We start from the raw sequence: 20,540 nt of genomic DNA, 5'->3' as shown, positions 1-20,540 counted from the left end.
AGCGCGGCCACGACCACTGTACGACTCTTTTCGTGATTTACAGTTTTGCTTCCCATATGGTTATTTGTTGACTTTTGTTGTTCGTACGTTGTTCGATAGGCGAGGTTTGCTGCCAGATCTTGTTCCGGAACAGGGGCTAGGTGCCTTTTCTGGTTTCGTTAACTGACTCTTCGCCCGGAATTATACAATTATCTACTATAGGTTTTTGCGTTGCAAGTGCACCCTGAATATCATCACCTCGAGTAAGACAGGTTACGATAAAATTCACTCTCGATAGACTCACCAGGTCGCTGACTCGCAAGTTACAGGTACGTCGATGGGGGCGACGTCGAGTCGTCTGCGAGTACGTATTCAATCCTCGCGAGCAGAACATCGTCCGGGAGCTCGCGGTGTCCAGGGTGGCGACGGTATCAGACCGAGCAGACGACTGTGGGCTGTTGGCGGACAGATCGTTCGATTTGGCCTGAAAAGACGAGTATCCGCTAAAACAGTCCGGTCCACCCTCTGTTCCGGTCTGCAAGCATCGAGTGATCGAGGTAGAGTCGCTCGAGTCCGACGTCGCGGGCGTGTTCGATCACGTCTTCGTACTCCTCCTCGGTGATCGGGCGGTTGATCTCCTCGTAGAAGTCCTCGTCTTTGGCTTTGTAGTACGGGCGATACTGTGCCATGACGTCGACGAACGTCTCTTCGGAAATCTCGTCTGCGACGAACTCCATCACCTGCTTCGCGCTCTCGACGTGGTTCGGCATGACGAGATGGCGCACGAGGAGGCCACCGGTTGCGAGTCCGGTGTCGTCGAGTTGGAGGTCGCCGACCTGGCGGTGCATCTCCCGCAGCGAATCGGTGATGTTCGACCAGTAGTTGGGTGCCTTCGAGTACTTCGCCGCGGCGGCGTCGTCGCCCCACTTCACGTCGGGCATGTAGATGTCCACGATCCCGTCCAATCGCTCGAGGATCTCGGGTCGTTCGTAGCCGCCGCAGTTCCAGACGATCGGGAGGTCGAGACCTGCTTCGGTCGCGATTCGGACGGCCTCGACCAGATGCGGCGAGTGGTGGGTCGGCGAGACGAAGTTGATGTTGTGACACCCCTTCGCCTCGAGTTCGAGGGCCATCTCGGCGATCTCTGCGGGCGTGGCGGGATCCCCCTCGGCCTCGTGACTGGTCTCGAAGTTCTGGCAGAAGACACACTTCATGTTACAGTTCGCCAGGAAGATCGTGCCACTGCCGTTGTGTCCTTTTAGACAGTCCTCCTCGCCAAAGTGGGGGAAGTACGAGGAGACGTAGGCGGTGTCGTCGACCTGGCACGTCCCGACGTTGCCGGCGGTCCGATCGACGCGACAGTCGTATGCACAGAGGTCACAATCCGCGTACCGGCTCCAGAGGTCGTCGACGCGGTTCTCGAACTCCGCCGCCGACAGGCCGTGAGAGTTCGGTGTCGTATCCGGTGTTCCGATGCTCATGCCGCGTGTTATGGCGGTGAGCGAATAAATTTGTGTTGCAAGGTATCATACGACACGAGCTTCGTCGCGCAAAACGCGACCGAACGCTACGCTGCAGCTACGAGACCCCGGAACAGGCCCGAAGAGCGAAACGACACCGTGTTTCCGGTGAAGATCCGGCAGTGAGCCGACAGCACGAGTGATTGTGAGGTGTCGATCTCCGGGTGCTCACGACTGACTCTGCCGGAATTCTCGACCGTATCGATCCGGCGGGTCGTTGTTGGCCACGACGACACCTACTCCAGGTAACATCGTTGTGATTGCTTTCGGATTGGCTCACCGCAGCGTCTGCATCGGTCGGCACCTCCCCAAAAAATCATCGAAGCATCGAATCTATGAGGTCGGGTCCTCGGTGTACGTCGAGTAAGAGGATCTGACCGTCATCCGTTGCAGTCACTCATCGATCCGGATATCTCTCGTTGAAAGGATGGCCTCGAACGTAATACTGTGCCTACTCGGTTCTATCGTCCAATTTGGATCGATCAACGGTTGCGTTCGAAATATCTGTATTTTTCATAATAGGTATCCAGAGGTTACTAATTAGGGATTCCACTGATGGTTCGATCATGGAGAGACGAAAGATACTCCTCGGAAGCGGCGCAGCAATCGCGACCGTACTCGCCGGTTGTTCGAGCACAGAAACTGACGACCCTCAGTCAGACGACCAGTCGGACGATACGACGGAGTCGTTCGGCGACGACACGGGTGGTCCGGATGATGACGAGGACGACGAAAACGGACAGGACGGTGCCGAAGGAGAGGACGATGGCGACGACGCCAGCGAAGACGACCCGGACGACACCGACGGATCAGACGACGAAGACAGCCAGGAGACTATTCCTGGTTTCGACGAGGCGGAGTTCGAAGCCAACACCGACGACGTTTCGGTTACGAACGTCGCACGCGATGACGCTTCGGTTACCGTCGTCGCAGAAGCGGACACGCTCGACGAAGACGAACTCAACGCTGAACTCGAGTCGGGCGTCCTCGCGTTCGCGGACTCGATCGACGACGCCGACGCGTTCACCGAAGAGATCGACGCCGTCCCGTGGCATATCAACTACGACGGTTTCAACGTCGCCGTGTTCGAGATCGAAAGCGAGTGGATCGTGGAGTACGCGAACGGCGAACTCTCGGAAGACGAACTCGAGGAGCGGGTTCTCGAGACGGTTTGACCGGAGGGAGAACGCCACCTCTACCGCAGTTACGAGGCCCTCGACTCGTGTCGGACAGCAGGCGTTAGCCACCCGAGGCTCGCCTCCAGTAGATTTCGGCCGTCTCGGGAGCGGGTAGTCTCTCCGACGGACGAGTCCGGACTGCCCACAACTCTACCCACGCTGACACCTTCCTCACAACCATTGAAAATGTTCGGAACTGATTATAGTTAATGTATAGACTAATACTCCGGACACTATGTCTACGAAACGAGGCTCAGAGGGCGGGCTACTCGACCGGAGATCGTATCTCAAAATAGCAGGCGCCGCGATTTTGGGAACGGCTATGACCGGAACAGCGGCGGCTTCCGACCACGAGACCGTCACCGTTCCCGAGGACGAACGGGAAGTCGTCGAAGTCGGCGACTCCGAAACGCTCGAGAACGTCACATACGACGTGACAGCGCCCGGAGCGGGCGTCACGATTATCGCGACGGGAACGGACTGGACGATCCGAAACGTCGCGGTCGAGGGCCAGGTCGAGATGGGCAATCGCACGATACTCGGGGTGGCCGACACCGACGGCGGCACGTCGCGTATCGAAAACGTGTGGCTCGGCGACGGGTCCGTCTACGAGGAAAACGGTGCGACCGGTCTCTGGGTCGATCCCGATCACGACGGCCACCTCGAGATCGAACGCGTCAACATCCAGGAGATGAGCGACAACGGCTTTTACTGTTCGGCGCCCGGCACCGACTGGGGAGCCGGTGGGACGGTTGCCATACGAGACTGTTACGCGGCGAACTGTTGGATCTCGCAGTTCCGACTCGCCGAGGGCTCCCTCGAGAACTCTACTGCGTCGGTTACCGACGACAGGCAGTATCGCCGGGGGCGAGGTGTCTGGGCGTGGTCACCCGGTCCTGTCGAGGTCCGAGACTGCCACTTCGACATGAACGGTCATCACTATTCGTTCGTCGCCGGGGCGAACGATGAGGGGAGTCAGATTGACGTCTTCGATACGGAGTGGGACGACGAGTTCCACGGCGGGTGGCGAACCATCGGCGACGGAACGGTGAACTTCGAGTGCGGAAACGGCAACGACCCGAAAAACGTCGTTCCAGAGGGTTGTCCGACTTCGGCCGCGGAGGCGGTCGGTGCCGAAGACGATGACTCCGAGGACGATGGCTCCGAAGACGACGAACCAGAGGACGACGAACCAGAGGACGGTGGTTCGTCGGTCGACGACTATCGCGACGACGACACTGGCGACGTCGAAATCGACGGCTTCCAGGATGCACTCTCCGACTGGGAGGATGGAACCATCAGTACGAGCCTGCTCATCGACGTCTTCAACGCGTGGTTCAGCGGGTAGCGCACCCGAACTCGCAACATTTCCGAACTCGCTTCGATCGGTGGTATTGGCCCGACGATTCTCGAAGAGCATCACCCTTGAAGTATCGACGTCGAACGCTCGAGCGCGGCGCCAGGCTACGATTAGCAGTTGTCCACGTCTTCGAGAGCGAATCGGGATACGATCGGTTTCGGTCTCCTCGTCGGACCGGTACTGCTGTTCTCACTGAACGATATCAGAGACTGACTGGGAGACGGGGACACCGAACCAGGGTGGTCAGCGACCCGTTATTCGAGCGGCTGGTTCGCGGATTCCGTACTTCGTACGGCCGAATTGGTGTTTGGATGGGTTTGTCAGAGCCTCTTTTTCAACGGCTGTATAGTCTCGCACATGGGAGATAGAAAAAGACCGACACGGAACGTTGCCGAGATGTACCGACGGCGATTCGCGAGGATGACCGGAGCTTCACTGGGAGTTGCCGCGCTCGGCAGTAGCGTTAGTGCTCGCCACGAGAGCGGTAACCCGAACGATCGACCGACGATCCCGGAGAGCCGGTTCCCGGATGGGACGGACCGCGAGGAGCCGACACTCGTTGCACACCGGTGTTTCGCGGGCTACTTCCCGGAGAACACCCTGGCCGCGATGGAAGGAGCCTGTCACGTCGGCGACGGCGCGTCGCCCTATACGCTCCCCGACCGCGTAGAGATCGATCTGCTACCGACTCGCGAGGAGACGGTCGTCGTCTTCCACGACCAGCGCCTCGACGACCTCACCGACGAGTCCGGCGTCGTCTGGCTCGAGGACGACGAGACGGTCCTGAACGCGGAAGTACTGAAAAGCGGTGAGACGATCCCGACACTACGGGAGGCTCTCGAAACCATCCCCGAGTGGATGCCCGTCCAACTCGATATCAAGTCGCCGGGGGCGACGGCGGTTACGGACTCCGGAACGGTAACTGAAACCAGCGAGACCGCTCGCTACCGACAGTTTATCAGCGATGTCTTCGACGTCGTCGAGGAGTTCGAACACGACTACGTCTGGTCGTCGTTCGAGGACGACGCCCTGGCGGCGGTCAAGGAGTTCGATCCCGACCAGCCGATCATGTACCTGTGGGCCGACGACAACGAACGCGGATACGAATCAGCACGGCGACTGGACGCCGAGGCGGTCGGACCGTCGGTCGGGTCGGTCGATCGTGACCTCGTCGAGCGCGCCCACCGCGACGGCCGCGAGGTGTACGTCTACACCGTCACGCAGTGGCACGAGAGCGAACGGCTCCGGCGGATCGGCGTCGATCACGTGATCTCTGACTACCCGCGGATGCGGGACTTCGGCCGCGCGCAGGGGTTCGGTACCGACGGTTCGGAGATCAGCTGATACAGTCGTCCAATAGAGCGAACGGAATCGCTCGAAGCGTCCGTTACCTGGAGGGCAGAGACTGCAGAGCCGCCCGACACCACACGGCAACCGGACTCTGCGAGTCTCAACCCCGTTCTGGGATCTCGTTTCCGGGGTCGTGCCAGGGCTCACAGTGACGAGTCCGTGAGAGTACTGGAACTGGCTGTCAGATAGCGTCGCGTCTGGAGTCCCGCGTGGAACCGCTGAACGATCTCTGACTGGTGCTCCGAACAGGCTAGCGCGACGACTGCCCCGTCCTGGATCGGTATCATGGGGTGGGGTGAATTGTTCGGCGCGAGACGACAGCCGGGACAGCAGATTCCGCCTGCGGGGCGGTGATCCAGAAGATCAGCTGTCTCCGTGGTGGTCAAGTTACAGATCGAAGAGAACTGCTCGAGATGGTCGTCACAGCCGATCGCGGGAATCGTGAGTTGGTCCAGTAGGAGAAACGAAATAGCCTGCCGGCTCTCAGATCGGAAAGCGGACTGACACTCCTCACAGCGGATAGTCGACCGGCCCTCGGCGACGTCCGACTGAGACTGCTGGAACGCTGCTGGTGACATTCGGATCTAACGGCAGGCCGCCAGGCAGGTAAGTGATGGGTTGTTCTCCCTCGCGTGATTTCGAACACAACGCCTGGTGATCGGAAGACGTTCAGACGAATTCTGGTACGGACGGCGACTGTCGCCGTTCACCGACGACGAATTGACGGGAAAACGCCCAGACGGGACGTCCGATCTGCGTTGCAGCTGCGTCGAACAGGTGGGATATCCCTATGATCGCTCGTCTGGATATGACCGATATGGTCGTCGTCGCCGTGGTGAGTGGAACCACTCGAGCCGAGAGCGTGCTCGTCGAAGCCGCGCGTCGGGCAGACGAGTCCGACACAGTCGTCCACGTCCTCTACGTGGTCGGCCTCGAGTGGTACGCACGCCTGGAACTCCACCTCGCTGAACGCCTCGGGATCCCGACCGGCAGTGAGACGATTCGGTCGATATGCGAGCGAAAGGCGGACCGACTCGCCGCACCCGCACTCGAGGAGTACGAGGCGGTGGGCCGCGTCGGGAATCCGATCGACGAGATCGTCCAGTACGCCGAGCAGGTCGGAGCGGACACCGTCGTCCTCGACGGAGCAGGACACTGGGGTGGTGGCTGGTGGAGACGCTCTTCGAGCCTCCTCGAGCAGTTGCGGGAACGGGACGTCCCGGTGGTTCCGGTGTACTGATGTCGATTCGACGTTCGTGCGCTGCGCGGACTCGAGGTTGCTGGTTCGTCGAGTGCGTGTCAATCGACACAGCTCTACTCCCTCTGACCACGTTGCCATCGACGTAGCGTTCTACGAGCGAGCCACGCGAATCAGGCGGCCGTCCGATCGAAGATGCACGAGACGTCGTCTTCCGCACAGCCATCGAGTTGACTGGCGTCTCGAGTCGGACTGTCTCGGGCAATTGCCGTCGTCTCGGATGGGACGCAGTCGGTCGGGCCCCGACTCCGCCGGTGATATCACTACGCTTATATCTGCCTCCGCGAACGTGGTGAACGACCCATCAATGCGCTGGCGGTACCGAACGACGGTGCTCGGACTCTGTTTGCTCGCCTTCTTCGTCACCTACTTCGCTCGGATGGCGATTAGCCCAGTGATTCCGTTCATCGCCGACGATTTCGACGTCTCGAACACGCAGATCGGGTTCGCCCTCTCGGGGATGTGGCTCGCGTACGGCCTCTCGCAGTTCCCGAGCGGCGTCCTCGGCGACCGGTACGGGGAGAAGCCGGTCATTCTCGTCGCCGTCGGTGGGACCACGATCGCGAGCCTGTTGCTCGCGTTCGCACCGACGTTCGCCGTGTTCGTCGCCTTCGCCGTCTTTCTCGGGTTAGTTGCAGGGCTCCACTACGCCGTTGCAACGACGCTACTGTCGCGAACGTACGACGAACTCGGCCGCGCAGTGGGTATCCACTCGATCGGCGGCCCCCTCGCGGGACTGGTCGCGCCCGTCGCAGCAGCCTGGGTCGGTGTTCGGTTCGGCTGGCGGCCAGCGATTGCGCTCACCCTCGGTGTCGGAATCCCCGTCTTCGCGGCGTTCGCCTGGCTGGTCCGTTCGACTCTACCGCGACGACCCGACCAGCCGATGCGCGAGCGGTTCGAACTCGCCACGCTCCGCGAACTCGTCTCGCGGCCGGCGGTCGCCTTTACGCTCGCGATCGCCATCCTCGGAACGTTCATCGTCCAGGGGTTGCTTACCTTTCTCCCGACGTTTCTGATCGACTACCACCACTACTCGGCACCGCTCGCCGGCGCAGCCTTTTCGGCGTTTTTCGTCGTGCGCACCGTCGGCCAGTTTCTCCTCGGCGAGTTCTCGGATCGGTACGGCCGGGACCTCGCGATCGGCACGGCGATGCTCGCGGGGACGATCGGACTCTTCGGCCTCGTCGTCGGGTCCGGTCTCGCGGCGATCGGCATCGCCGTGGTGTTGGCCGGAGTGGGCTCGAGTTTCTTCGCGGCGCTCGACCCGCGCTTTCTCGATCAGTTCGGCGACACCGAACAGGGGGCCGGCTTCGGGCTCGTCCGGACGGTCTACACTGTCGTCGGTTCCGCCGGCTCGGTCGGGGTCGGTCTGTTCGCCGATCTGTTCGGCTGGGGGCCATCGTTTGTCGTTCTCGCCGGACTGTTCCTGTGTCCGTTCCTCGGACTCGTCACGAACAGGCTGTTCGATCTCGGCTACTGAGTCCTGTTCACGGCTCGAAGACCGGAGGTAGCATCGACTGACCGTCGCTCTCGAGGCGCCTATCGACCGTGAGACGAGCGGTGGCTGTCGTCTCGCCCTCGCCGGCCGCAGACGCACGACCATGCCGGGCGAGGGCGCCGCGATCGACGGTAACGCCACCGGCGCTTTCCGCGTTCGATCGACGCTCATTGGAGCAGCGTTTCCCATCTGACCGATGCAGCCAGTGCGAGACTCAGCGCGAGTGCGTAGCTGCCGAGTTCGACGCTCCAGTGCAGTCCCCATCCCCTCGACAGCAGCCGGACGCCGAGCAGCACTGGTAGCACGACTCCCAGTGACAGCACCGCGTTGCAGGTCCCGAACGGGCGATCCTCGAGCATACGCCAGGTCACAGCAGCCCCGAGTGCTGCGCCGACGGTGGCCGGCATAAACGCGCGTGCCGGCAGCCCGTAGGACGCGATCGCGAGCACGCCTGCCAGCGCGAACAGCCGCCCCGGATCGACGTTCGGCACGCGGAGGAGTCCGACACCCAGCGCCAGCCCGAGACACGCGCCGCCGACGACGTCGCCCAGATAGTGGACGCCGAGCACCAGCCGTGACAGCGCGACCAGCGCGATACCGGCTCCGGCAACGGTGTATCGGCGACGTGGCGTCGCCCAGTCGGACGCGGTTGCCATGGCGCCGTAGACCGCCGCGGCGCCGAGCGAATGGCCGCTCGGGAAGCTGTATCCGCCGTAGCCGTCCGCAGCGAACGCGAGTTGTTCGACAGGCCGCTCGAAAAGCACGAGCCCCTTCAGCCCGTTCGTGATGGCGAACGCGAGGAGCGCGACGGCAAGCACGCGTGCGCCCCGATCACGGTCGGTGGGGGCACTGAGCCAGAAATAGCCCGTCGCGACGGCGAGGACGGTGGCGGGATCCCCGAGATGTGTGGCGAACTCGACGCCCGGGAGAAGTGGGGCTGGCACGGCTGCTCGAACCGTTTCGTTCGTCGCCGGGTCGAACAACAGCGCGTCGATCGTGCACCGAACCATGCGGCCCGCTCTGATGCGTACCACACGCAAAACCCTATCGTGCGTTTCTGATCGACGAACACCGATGGATCAGCGCTTGCGAAATAACTCGAGGAGTGTCAGTAAACTCTGTCCACATATATACTTTTACTGCCTGGAAAGCTACATTCTAACATGGAAGGGGTGCTTTGGTGGGGATTCGTTCTCGCCATCATCCTGGTAGTTGTGACTGCACTCAGGCGAGAAGCGGACGAGGAAGGTGGGGGAGAGACGGACGACTCGTCCGAAGCCCGCGAACCGCCGGCGCTCTTTACGCCTGGAATGGCCGCACAGATGGAGACGATGGAACGAGAGATGGAACTCGAACCATCCCCTGAACCCGGTTGCTGTCGCTTTTGTAATACCGAAAACGACCCCTTTTATACGTACTGTCGGGAGTGCGTGAGCCGACTGCCCTGAAGCGAGACGGGAGTGCGGCGTTTCAGAGTCCGTTGTGTCGCCATTGTTGCTGTTCGATAGCTTCGTTTTCCTGAGATCGCAGTCCTCCTCTGGACCTCGAATTACAGCGGATACGATGGGTACGTCCTCCTGCTCTCTCGTGCGAGCGTCGAACTGGTCGCTCGAGGCATCCGGCTGGGGATCAGTTACGATACCACACAGCTCCGTGAGAGTATCGTCCGACTGGCGGCCGAATCACCCTCGTTCGAAGTCAGGTGTTCCGGCCATGGCGATTCAACCATCACCAACGGCGTCGGCACCCTCGAGACGGCGGCTGCTCGCCAGTGATAGCGAGCGGATTCTGGAAGCTCACAGCTCACGGTCGGTACCGCGCGTCCCAACGTCGGTAGATGGATAGCGCCACAGAGCGCCAGTCGACAACCTGATACAGAGACCGGTCCGGTGATCGCGATACTGAGACCGGTTCGGCAGCGGAGACTGGACACTGCAGCACGGATACCGGGTTCAACAGCGACGGGCACAAACACTCATAATGGTTCGCCCAAGCATTGTACGTATGACAGGTATACTGCGAATCGTCGGGCTCGGCGTGGTCGGCCTCGTCGCACTGGTGATCCTCCTCGAACTCGTCGCGATCCTCTTCGGGATCGTGACGTGGGTCGTGAGTACGGTGGTGTCGATCGCCCTGCTGGCTCTCTTCCTGTACGTTGGGTACATCGTGATTTCGTCGGTCCGTACCTGAACTCGTGGCAACGTAGCGACTGAGAGAATTCCTCGGCGGAGCGCGCCCCGAAACGGCTGGTGTCCTGTGACGACACCGTGGACCGCCTCGAGTTCTTCGGATCTTCGGCTCAGACCGGCACCCGTCCGGGTTTGCGGCGGTCTCGATGGCCGGGGACTCGGTCTCCAGGTCGTACCAGTCGGGGCGCTCGCGGAACCGATCGATCTCGGGCTCAAGGGAGGCTGTCGTTCTCGACGGCGTCGAGGAGACGGGGGAACGAGTGTCGATCGACTCGAGCAGTCTGCGGAGGTGTTGTAGCGGCTTTCGAGGATGAAAACACTTCGAAATTTCCCCGCAGTGAATAGTCGGCCGGCCGTCGATCTCGTCGGTGCGTTGTTCGTGTCGACCTCGACTCCTGTGTCGTTCTCTTGACGACAGCGTTCTGGTACCACGAAGAGAGATTACCAGAGACCAGAACGTTATTGTAATCGGAGAGTGTGATCAATCAATGTCAATGCAAGCAGTCGTACTCGCAGCGGGAAAGGGCACGCGCCTCCGCCCGTTGACAGAGGACAAACCGAAGGGCATGGTCGAGGTCGACGAGGAACCGATCCTCACGCACTGTCTGGATCAGCTGGTCGAGCTCGGCGCGGACGAGTTCGTCGTGGTCGTCGGCTACCTCAAGGAGCGGATCATCGACCACTACGGCGACGAGTATCGCGGCGTACCGATCACGTACGCCCACCAGCGCGAGCAGCAGGGGCTCGCCCACGCGCTACTGACCGTCGAGGAGCACATCGACGACGACTTCATGCTCATTCTCGGGGACAATGTCTTTCAGGCCAACCTCGAGGACGTCGTTCGACGCCAGCAAGAAGACCGCGCGGACGCCGCCTTCCTCGTCGAGGAAGTGCCGTGGGAGGATGCCTCCCGGTACGGGGTCTGCGATACGAACCTCTACGGTGAGATCACGGATGTCGTCGAGAAGCCCGACGATCCGCCCTCCAATCTCGTGATGACCGGCTTCTACACCTTTTCGCCGGCGATCTTCCACGCCTGTCACCTCGTCCAGCCCTCCGACCGCGGCGAGTACGAGATCAGCGAGGCGATCGACCTGCTGATCCAGAGCGGCCGAACGATCGACGCGATCGGTCTGGACGGCTGGCGGATCGACGTTGGCTATCCCGAAGATCGCGACGAAGCCGAGGAACGGCTGCAAGAGGCAGAATCCCTCGCAGCGGCTGACTAAGCGAAGCTGTTACCTATTTTGAAAGTGCCTGAATACGCGACTCGGTAGACGCACGCTCGCGAAGCGTGTGCGTCGAATGGGATTCAACAGTACAGTGGTTCAGCTTCTGATGGGTCGTGACGGTGCTGTTCACTGCCCCCGCCCGTTCCATCGAGACAGATTCGAGGCGATGATCTCGAGCGGTGATCGGCGTTCGTTCAGGACGAGCACGCCAGTCCGAAGCTATTTGCAATTCTGTCATGGAGTGACACACTGACGGTGGCGACAGCCACATTAGACGATCCATGCCAGACGCCCAGGCTCGTTCGTCGGTTTGGCTGGCCCGAGGGACAGCGGCGGCCGAGCCAGTGGGGGTGATCGGGAGGTGACACCGCCGGTGGAGCCGATGCTGGCGGTCGCAGCGCTCGCGTCGATGGTATACCTGCTGCTGTGGTGGCACTGGTGGGACGTCCTCGTCGACGAGGGGATCGAACTCGAGTATGTGGAGTAACGGCGGTGCGATACTCCGCCGAGACGCGTCCCCGGCTACCGAGGGAGAGACGGCTACGGCATCGAGCTGCCCACGAACTCTCCCAGCTGACGCCGATTTGCACGCTGTCGACTGCCGAGTCGGGGACGGGTGGCGATACGGCTGGAACGCCCCTTCGGTAGCGCCATCGGGACCTGTTAATCAGTGGACCCACCCAGCAGCCACTTAATATGGTGTATGATAACAATACACAAATACTAAGCAGAACGTCTTCGTACAGGGTGTATGGGAGCGAACGAGCGACCGACATTTCCCTCCGAAGCCAGCCGGCGCATCTACGAGTACGTGGAACGCCACGGGACGGTGAAACGCCATATGCTGTCGGAGATCGTGCCCCTCTCGGCTGCCGAGTTTCAAACGAATCTCGAACAGCTGAAATCCGACGGCTATCTCAAGGAAGACGACGGAACGCTGCAACTCGCACTCGAGTTTGGCGCGGTCGACGAGTACGAGACCGGCGACCTGAGCGTCACCATCCGACCGGCACAGCAGGCGGATTTTGACGGGCTCATCGAGACGATTCGGGATGTCACGGCAGAAGAGACCTACGTCGTCGCCGAGACCATCGCCGAACAGCTCCTCTACGAGAACGCCGTGACCAGGCACAACACCGTGGAATCGCGCGTGTTCTTCGTCGCGACGGTCGACGGTGACGTTGTCGGCTGGACCCATCTCGAACTCCCCCAGGTCGACCGGCTCCAAGATGTCGCGAAGCTAACCGTCGGCGTGCACCGCGACTATCGTGGCGTGGGGATCGGCGGCAAACTCCTCCAGCGCGGTATCGAGTGGGCCGAAGCGAACGGCTATCGGAAAGTCTACAACAGCGTTCCCGTCACCAACGAGAGAGCGCTCGAGTTCCTCACCGTCCACGGCTGGGATACCGAGGCGATTCGTAGGGATCATTATACGATCGACGGGGAGTACGTCGACGAGGTGATGATGGCGTACACGTTCTAACGCCCCGAGCGGGGCGCTCGCTGGATCTGCGCCATGTCTCGAGGGGACGTCGTGTCGCGACGACGAATCTCGACGCAGGGATCGCGGAGGGATACAGGTGCCTCGAGACCCGACGGCAACCTGTCCGCCCCACTCGGTTGTTTTCAACGCCGCGTACTAACAATGTGCTCCATATGAACGAACTACGATAGTTCGAACCCATGGGCGCTGTCTAAATAAGGGAAACCGCAAGGCGTGGAGTCGGTGATGTAGCGAGAGAGACTGTGAAACTACTGCCCAGAACATAATATAAAGAGGTGCTGTTCGATGGACGGCGAACGTTCGGCTACCTTTGACAGCGAGAGAGTCCCGCCCTTCCCGTAAGCGACGAGTGTTCCGACACTCGCTGTCGGAACCGAGGAGCGAACAGGGCGGGCGTGAATCGCGTCAGCTCCGGTGACAAACCACCACCAGACTGCCAGGCCTGAGTCTCCACCAGTCGGTATCAGATTCACTTTCACTGCGATTGGCTGGCCTTCAACACGGGTCAGGTCGAATACCGAACTGGGAATGAAGCGTACCAACGTGTTCACCGTGCGTCCGCTCTCCGAAGATGGAGAGCACCTGCTCCGAGACCTGTTGGACGCTTCCGCCGCTCTCTGGAACGAAACCAACTACGAACGCCTCATGCGGTACTGAGCGGAGCAAAGCTCCGCGATGTCCGCAAATCTACGATTTGCTTGACAACGACGAGGATGGGTACGAAGGCGACGTATGGGACGCCGATACAGGCCACCTCGAAGGCAGGTACAAAGGCGTTCTCGGTGCGTCTACCGCCCAACAGGTGATTCGGAAGAACTCAGAAGCGTGGCGTGGGTTCTTCCGGCTCAAAGAGCAGTACCACGACGACCCGAACACGTTGGTCACAGAACATCCCGAACCGCCGGGATTCCGTGGCAACGAAGACGACGGGCGGCAACTCAAGACCGTCATTCGCAACACCTCGTACACCGTCGAATGGGGCGACCGTTCCCGGCTTGAGATACTGGTCGGGAGTGAGTTGAAAGACAGATACGACCACACCGGGCGTCTCAGGCTGGGAATCTCCGGCGATCCGAATTGGCCTGACTACGAGAAACAGGGCCGGTTGGACCTGTGGTACGACGAGACTGATAGCACCTTCCGAGCTTCGCAACCCGTGACTATTTCTGACGATGCACGGGACACTCCACTGGCCTCAGAGAAGGCCGCTCTGGACATCGGTGCGAACAATCTCGTCGCCTGTACCACCACGACCGGTCAGCAATATCTGTACGAGAGCCGCGAGTTGTTCCAGCGGTTCCGTGACACGACGCGCCATATTGCCGAGTTACAGTCGAAACTCGAAAATGGCCGATACAGTAGCGAGCGTATCCGGCGGCTGTACCGCAAGCGCACCCGTCGCCGCGACCACGCACAAGAGGCATTGTGTCGTGACCTGCTGGACCGACTGTACGCTGAAGGCGTCGATACCGTGTATATCGGTGGCTTGACCGACGTGTTGGACACGCACTGGTCGGTCGAAACCAACGCCAAGACCCACAACTTCTGGTCGTTCAAGCAGTTCACCGAACGGTTGGCGTGTACCGCCGAGGAATACAGTATCTCGGTTGAGGTTCGGTCGGAAGCGTGGACCAGCCAAGAGTGCCCTCAGTGCGGGGGCACAGACCGAACGACGCGCCACCAGGACACACTCATCTGTCCATGTGGGTTCGAGGGCCACGCCGACCTCACAGCGTCGGAGACGTTCCCAACGCGGCAGACAGACCAAGCAGCCAGGCCGATGGCACGGCCCGTGCGGTTCGAGTGGGACGACCATGACTGGTCGGAGTCACCATGCTCTCACCGTCCCAAAGAACAGCGCACAGACCCGAGTACCGTCCACCGTGGCGGGAATGTTGCCTCCGGGGAATCGTAGATCGGCTGAGACTCCCACGGAGGAAACCGCGCCGTTCACGGCGCGGAGGATGTCATTCCACCATACCTTTCTCGAGGAGTAACGATCATACATTTCACCGCTGCCGGCTCCACAGCCGCTCAAACGCCGTTCTACGGCATAATAACTTAATTAGACAGTGCCGGACGAACTCACGACTAAGCGACCTGAGCGCTATCACAATCCCAAAGTCCTTTCGTCAAGTCGTGTACATCGACCAGTTGTGACTGGGGCTTCGGATATAAATCTACGACCCTATCCGATGCACATTGTTCAGATTAGCTGGTTCCAGCAGTATGCGTAGCTCTGGAACCATGTTTTGGCGGTTGCTGGATCGGCGTTTCTGAAGCAGTTTTCAAACTGGGGGGTACGTCGTTTTATCTCTTGAAAGGGACGTTCAACAGCGTTCCGATTTCCGTGCTTTTCATATCGAAATCGGAGTCCGTGATCGTGGAGTGCAGCTTTGAGCCACGGTGCTGAATCGACGAGAAACACAGCGTCGTTGACGTCGTGTTTCTCTCGAGCGTCCGCTCGAGGCCGTCGAGACGCTCCGGTCGGAGTTGCCGAGCTCCGCGCCGGCATCCAGTCCGGCCTCTCCTACTGTGGCGGGCGGACGATTCCGGCCGACCGGGAACAGGCCGAATTTATACGCGTCGCACCCAGCGCAAAAGAACGCGAGGGATACCACGTGGATCACGACTGGGGGGTGTCAGCGTGGACAGCGAAGGGCCCGCTGGCGACTCACAGACGGCCGACGAGAGCGACGACTGAGCCCGCAAGCGGACAGAGTAGCGGTCACGTCGAGAGCTGATACAGACGCGGGTGATCGGGCTGGTGAATAGAGAGCGCGACTCTCACACGAAATCTGGCTCAATTTGTGGAGGTGGTGAGATCGTCAAGAGCTCACTCTCTGGATGTCTTGGCCGTGGTTTCAAATGGGCCGGTAGATTGAAATCAACACTATTTGTAAAATAAATCTATGACATTACTTCCGGCAGCGGCGATCGGTGAGGCCTACACGGATACGACGGCATGGAACCTCCTTGCCGATCTCTCGGATCTCGACGATCGCATGCCGGGCCACGAGGGTGAACGGATCGGTGCGGACCTGATCGCGGACGAGTTTAGCGAAGCCGGACTCGAGGATGTCACGAAGACGCCATTTCCGATCCCCGGATGGTGGCGCGAGAACGCGTCGTTGACGGTTCATCAGGGACGTCGCGACAGTATCTTCGATCATTCGCACGAACTGGTCGAGCTGCCAGGGACGCCGTCAGGGAGTGTTACCGGCGAGATCGTCGACATGGGAGACGGGCTCCCGGAGGACTTCGAGGGGGTCGATCTCTCGGGAGCGATCGCCATGGCGTCGAGTCTAACCCCGGACGACTACGGTCGATGGGTCCACCGCAGCGAGAAGTATAGCTATGCGGCCGAATCAGGCGCCGAGGCGTTCCTCTTCTACAATCATCTCGAGGGTGCACTGCCGCCGACCGGCGGCATCGGACGCATCGACGGACCGGGGCCGATCCCGGCAGCGGGCCTCAGCAAGGAGGTTGGTGCACGTCTCGCCCGGCACTGTGAGGACGTCGAGGGGAACGGCGGGATCGAAGCGACGCTGTCGGTCGAGGCACGAAACGAGCCCGCAACGTCCGCGAACATCGAGGCGGTCGTCGGCCCTGACACGGAGGACGAAGTGCTGTTTACCGCACACGTCGATGCGCACGATGTCGGAACCGGTGCGAACGACAACGGGTTCGGTTCCGCGCTCGTCGTCGGCGTGGCTCGGATCCTCGCGTCGATCGAGGAGACCCTCGAGAGCCGCGTGCGACTCGTCGTCTTCGGTGCGGAGGAAACCGGTCTGTACGGTTCTTACTACTGGACGCACACCCACGACCTCGATCGCGTCAAATGCGTGGTCAACGCCGACGGGGCGGGGTACTCCCGAGATCTCGAGATCCACACACACGGGAGCGAAGCGATCGGCGAGGCCTTTGCCGAGGTGAGCGACGAGTTCGAGATTCCGATCGGGATCGAGGACGGATTGCGTCCCCACAGCGACCACTGGCCGTTCGTTCAGCGGGGCGTCGCTGGCGCCCAGGCTCGATCAACTACGGAGGGCAGCGGTCGGGGATGGGGACACACGCACGGGGACACGTTCGACAAACTCGATCCTCGTGATCTGCGTGACCTGTCAGTGTTGTGTGCTGCTGGAGTCGCGAAGCTTGCGGAAGCGGATCGGTGGGTCGACGAGCGGTCGAGCGAGGAGATCCGAGCCGAGACCATCGAGGAGGGATACGACATCGGAATGAAAGCAACGGACACGTGGCCGTGGGGAGAGCCACGTCCGTGGCCGTGGAGTGATCGGATCGAGTGAGATTTCACTGCCGTGACCTGGCGGTCCCGGGAGTTGCGAGTGACCCCGAGACGCTAGGCCGGATACAACTCGTGACAAGGCTACTCCTCGTCCTCAAGGGACATTGCAGTCCGCGATGCGGACGAGAAATACGGTCGGACGGGCAAGAGCCGACACTTTCTTGTTAGTCACTTTCATACGTTCAAGATGAACAGCGGTCGGTGGCTGCTGGCCTCAGCGCGCTGAGGAACCGGAGGCCGGGTTAAGAGGCACAGATCCGTTATGCCGGCTCGAGGCCATCATGGACGGTATACGAACAGCGCACCATCCCGGCCTCCCTGCAACGGGAAGGCCGAGAGATGATATCGAAGCCTCGTCCTCAGCGATCGACGTGCGGTGGAGGAGTTCACCTACCGGTGTCCGAGAACCATGGAGTTAATCCGTTCCCTGATGCGTCAACGACCGAGGTGTCTCGAGATCTGTCTGCGGAAATCCCGGACGGAGAGGCGAAACGGGGACCGACGACCGGGGAGGCGAGGCGAGTAGGATGGTAGACGTTGCACGTAGCAGAGGCCGTGCGAAGATCGCTTTTGGTCTCTCGGCGTTAGCTGCAGCGGCTGCAGTCGGTTGGTTCTGGTATCGAGGTGATCCCGTCACCGGAGTCGTACTGGGTGGACTGCTGATAGGCGGCGGGTACTGGGAGTATCGACGACGGCTCGTGGACGTCAGGCGCGCCGCACGGGCCGAAAGCGACCTCGAAGATAATACCGGTCGTAAATGATCGTTCGACCGTCTGACTGGTAGCGGCAGTATGTGTAGTCACAGTTGACCTCCTCCACGCCGTTTACGGCGTGGAACCCCGACCGGTGGGCGTTTCAGGTTTGCAGTTCAATTACCGGACTACGACACCCTAGTGGGACTGGAGGTCCCGTGGAATGTCTGGTGGACTGCTGGTGGGGCCGAACCGTCGTCAACCCCTCTCCTCGACCAGTCGGGATTCCTCGGTGTTGTTTTTATTACGGGGAATCCGTCTTGGCATCAATAGATTCGAGGGTATCTTGTGGCTCGCTTCGAGCAGTCGGCACACGACCACACTCTTCTTGAATGTGGCGTTCACCGCCTGCTCTTCCGGATACGCCTCGTTCCGTTGGCGGACAGGTAGCCTCCCCACGACGGTTCGGAATTCACTCCGTTCCGACCAATTCCCGTCTTGATACAGCAGCCTGTTACTTCATCGTTGGTAGTAGAAACTCGAAGGGGCGTCCGAACGAAGAGTGTATCCTGTAGTAACGGCGCGTATTCACGATGTGAACGCCGTGGTACTGCACCCGTTCAGCGTATACCACTGGTTCATACCTTTATAGGGTATTAAATGGACCTTTCTTATCTTTAATATTTAAGTCCGAGTGAACATTCTGGCCAGTAGGTTTATCAACCTGAAAAATATTGGTATGGAAGTATGTCACACAGAGGCACAACCAATCGGCGAGGATTTCTAAGCAAAGCGGGCGCGACGGCGGGTCTCGGCGGACTTACTGTGATCGCTGGCTGTACCGGTGGTGACGGCGATGAGGATGACAGCGACGGAGCCGATGTCGAGGCGACCGATCCCGACAAACTCGGCGAGCAACTGCCGACGTACCAGTTCCTCAACAACGCGCAGAGCTACAATCCGCCTCGGCACGACGCAATCAACCTCATGGCAGACCAGTTCGGGGATATCGGGCTCGACATGGAGGTCGAGGTGCTGGAGTGGGGGACGTTGTTCAATCGCGTCGACGTGGAGTACGACTACGACTTCTCGTTATGGCACACGTTCTTCACCATCGACCCGGTGCTGGAGCTCAACTCTACGATGTACTCCGAAAACACCGATCCGGGCCAGGGGAACTTCGCCGGGTACGAGAACCCCGACGCCGACGAGCTGATGGATCAGTACCTCGAGGAGCCCGATGAGGACACTCGGATCGAGTTGGTGCACGACCTCCAGCGGACCCTGATGGAGGATCTGCCGCAGATGCCGATCGTCGACATGCCGTTCCTGGCCGTGTATAACAACGAGCAGGTCGACAACTGGGAGGCTGACCTTCCGCTAGGGTTCAACTCCTACTGGACGATGATCAACCTCGAAATGCAGGGCGGCGAGGACACCCTGAAGGGGTACTGGCCGGAGGCGCTCGACACGATGAACATCCTCGGCCACAACGACGAGAACAAACACACGTACAACTTCTCGGTGATGTACGACAGCCTCGTCCGACTCAACGACCAGGTCGAGATTGACACCGACGTGAGTCTCGCAACCGAGTATGAGCGCGTCGATACGACGACGATGGAGTACACGATCCGTGACCATACCTTCCACGACGGCGAGCCGCTTACCGTCGAGGACGTCGCGTTCAGCTACAACTACATCAACGAGAACGAGGTGCCAGTGTACTCGGTCCAGTCGGACTTCATCGACGAAGCGGAAGTGGTCGACGACAGCACGGTTCGGATCCACATGCCCGAGGACAACCCGCTCGGTCCGTTCAACCTGCTCGTCGGCACACAGATCCCGATCCTCCCCGAGCACCGGTGGGCGGATCGCGACGAGCCGAGCCAGGTGAACGTCGAAGAGCCCGTGGGCTCGGGTCCGCTCCAGTTCGACTACTGGGACCGGGGTGCCGAGCTCGGGCTCGAACGGTTCGACGACCACTTCGCGCCGGTCGACTTCGAGCAACGGTTCTGGCGGATCATTCCGGAGACGTCGACGGTGTGGGAGAACCTACGTAACGGCGACCTCAACTACGAGCCGTTCGGCCGGATCGACCGCCAACTCGACGAGAACCGGGATCTGGACGAGATCAGCGTCCAGTCGGTCCCGGCCACGTCTTTCTGGCACTGTACGCCCAACCAGCGATCCGATGGTCTCGGCGATCCCGAAGTGCGGAAGGCAGCGTACAACGCGGTCCCGCGGTCGGCGATCATCGACCAGATTCTCTTTGGTGTTCCGGAGCCCGGGTTCAACGTCGTCACCGAGGCGTTCGGTCCGCTCCACACGGAGGACGTCCCCCAGTACGAGGAGGACGTCGACGTCGGGATCGAACGGCTCCAAAATGCCGGTTACGGGTACGACGAGGACGGAATGCTCCACCACCTGGACGAATAAACACCTGCCCGCGGTTGCGGTTCAGATTCGAATGA

At 60.6% G+C, this 20,540-nt stretch carries 14 protein-coding genes and 3 pseudogenes; 14 read left to right on the top strand and 3 right to left on the bottom strand.

What is annotated here, in order from left to right:
- Positions 1-482: 482 nt before the first annotated feature.
- Positions 483-1,460: a radical SAM protein gene (locus CV102_RS19535; RefSeq protein ID WP_148859709.1), complete on the bottom strand. Its 978-nt coding sequence runs from the start codon at positions 1,458-1,460 to the stop codon at positions 483-485.
- Positions 1,461-2,065: 605 nt separating this feature from the next.
- On the opposite strand from CV102_RS19535, the gene CV102_RS19530 reads away from it, so the two are divergent.
- From CV102_RS19530 to CV102_RS19505, 5 genes are all read left to right on the top strand, one after another.
- Positions 2,066-2,674: a hypothetical protein gene (locus tag CV102_RS19530; RefSeq protein WP_148859708.1), complete on the top strand. Its 609-nt coding sequence runs from the start codon at positions 2,066-2,068 to the stop codon at positions 2,672-2,674.
- A 325-nt stretch (positions 2,675-2,999) separates the two neighbouring features.
- Positions 3,000-4,025 (top strand): hypothetical protein, encoded by a 1,026-nt coding sequence (locus CV102_RS19525; RefSeq protein WP_233710749.1) that lies wholly within the window; start codon positions 3,000-3,002, stop codon positions 4,023-4,025.
- A 432-nt stretch (positions 4,026-4,457) separates the two neighbouring features.
- Positions 4,458-5,381, top strand: coding sequence for a glycerophosphodiester phosphodiesterase (locus CV102_RS19520; RefSeq protein ID WP_187433041.1), 924 nt, complete (start codon positions 4,458-4,460; stop codon positions 5,379-5,381).
- 796 nt (positions 5,382-6,177) lie between these two features.
- The gene (locus tag CV102_RS19510) at positions 6,178-6,627 is read left to right on the top strand and encodes a universal stress protein (RefSeq protein WP_233710748.1); all 450 of its coding nucleotides are present in this window, start codon (positions 6,178-6,180) and stop codon (positions 6,625-6,627) included.
- Between the two features lie 325 nt (positions 6,628-6,952).
- Positions 6,953-8,125 (top strand): MFS transporter, encoded by a 1,173-nt coding sequence (locus tag CV102_RS19505; RefSeq protein WP_148859762.1) that lies wholly within the window; start codon positions 6,953-6,955, stop codon positions 8,123-8,125.
- Positions 8,126-8,310: 185 nt separating this feature from the next.
- On the opposite strand, the gene CV102_RS19500 is transcribed toward CV102_RS19505, so the two are convergent.
- On the bottom strand, positions 8,311-9,153 hold the full coding sequence (locus CV102_RS19500) for a phosphatase PAP2 family protein (protein ID WP_148859704.1): 843 nt from the start codon (positions 9,151-9,153) through the stop codon (positions 8,311-8,313).
- Positions 9,154-9,306: 153 nt separating this feature from the next.
- Here CV102_RS19500 and CV102_RS19495 point away from each other — a divergent pair, with 153 nt between their 5' ends.
- From CV102_RS19495 to CV102_RS19475, 6 genes and pseudogenes are all read left to right on the top strand, one after another.
- Positions 9,307-9,591: a DUF7577 domain-containing protein gene (locus CV102_RS19495; RefSeq protein ID WP_148859703.1), complete on the top strand. Its 285-nt coding sequence runs from the start codon at positions 9,307-9,309 to the stop codon at positions 9,589-9,591.
- Between the two features lie 556 nt (positions 9,592-10,147).
- Positions 10,148-10,333, top strand: coding sequence for a hypothetical protein (locus CV102_RS19490; protein WP_148859702.1), 186 nt, complete (start codon positions 10,148-10,150; stop codon positions 10,331-10,333).
- A gap of 493 nt (positions 10,334-10,826) precedes the next feature.
- The gene (gene aglF, locus CV102_RS19485) at positions 10,827-11,561 is read left to right on the top strand and encodes a UTP--glucose-1-phosphate uridylyltransferase AglF (protein WP_148859761.1); all 735 of its coding nucleotides are present in this window, start codon (positions 10,827-10,829) and stop codon (positions 11,559-11,561) included.
- 364 nt (positions 11,562-11,925) lie between these two features.
- Positions 11,926-12,051 carry a hypothetical protein gene (locus CV102_RS27070; protein ID WP_267903135.1) on the top strand — a complete coding sequence of 42 codons (126 nt, stop codon included), beginning with the start codon at positions 11,926-11,928 and terminating at the stop codon, positions 12,049-12,051.
- Between the two features lie 264 nt (positions 12,052-12,315).
- A complete protein-coding gene (locus CV102_RS19480; RefSeq protein WP_148859701.1) occupies positions 12,316-13,047 on the top strand; it encodes a GNAT family N-acetyltransferase in 732 nt (243 codons plus the stop codon).
- Between the two features lie 549 nt (positions 13,048-13,596).
- Positions 13,597-14,983, top strand: a pseudogene (locus tag CV102_RS19475) (RNA-guided endonuclease InsQ/TnpB family protein).
- 291 nt (positions 14,984-15,274) lie between these two features.
- On the opposite strand, the pseudogene CV102_RS26765 reads toward CV102_RS19475, so the two are convergent.
- Positions 15,275-15,532 (bottom strand): annotated as a pseudogene (locus CV102_RS26765) (IS6 family transposase); the annotation flags it as partial.
- A 28-nt stretch (positions 15,533-15,560) separates the two neighbouring features.
- Here CV102_RS26765 and CV102_RS26760 point away from each other — a divergent pair.
- From CV102_RS26760 to CV102_RS19460, 3 genes and pseudogenes are all read left to right on the top strand, one after another.
- Positions 15,561-15,772, top strand: a pseudogene (locus CV102_RS26760) (guanosine monophosphate reductase); the annotation flags it as partial.
- Positions 15,773-15,980: 208 nt separating this feature from the next.
- On the top strand, positions 15,981-17,375 hold the full coding sequence (locus tag CV102_RS19465; RefSeq protein WP_148859700.1) for a M28 family peptidase: 1,395 nt from the start codon (positions 15,981-15,983) through the stop codon (positions 17,373-17,375).
- Between the two features lie 1,438 nt (positions 17,376-18,813).
- On the top strand, positions 18,814-20,505 hold the full coding sequence (locus CV102_RS19460; RefSeq protein ID WP_233710747.1) for an ABC transporter substrate-binding protein: 1,692 nt from the start codon (positions 18,814-18,816) through the stop codon (positions 20,503-20,505).
- Positions 20,506-20,540: the final 35 nt, after the last annotated feature.

Source organism: Natronococcus pandeyae (assembly GCF_008122205.1).
In the GTDB taxonomy this organism is placed as follows: domain Archaea; phylum Halobacteriota; class Halobacteria; order Halobacteriales; family Natrialbaceae; genus Natronococcus; species Natronococcus pandeyae.
The sequence above is the reverse complement of the archived record's forward strand: the minus strand, read 5'-3'. Positions and strand labels throughout refer to the sequence as shown.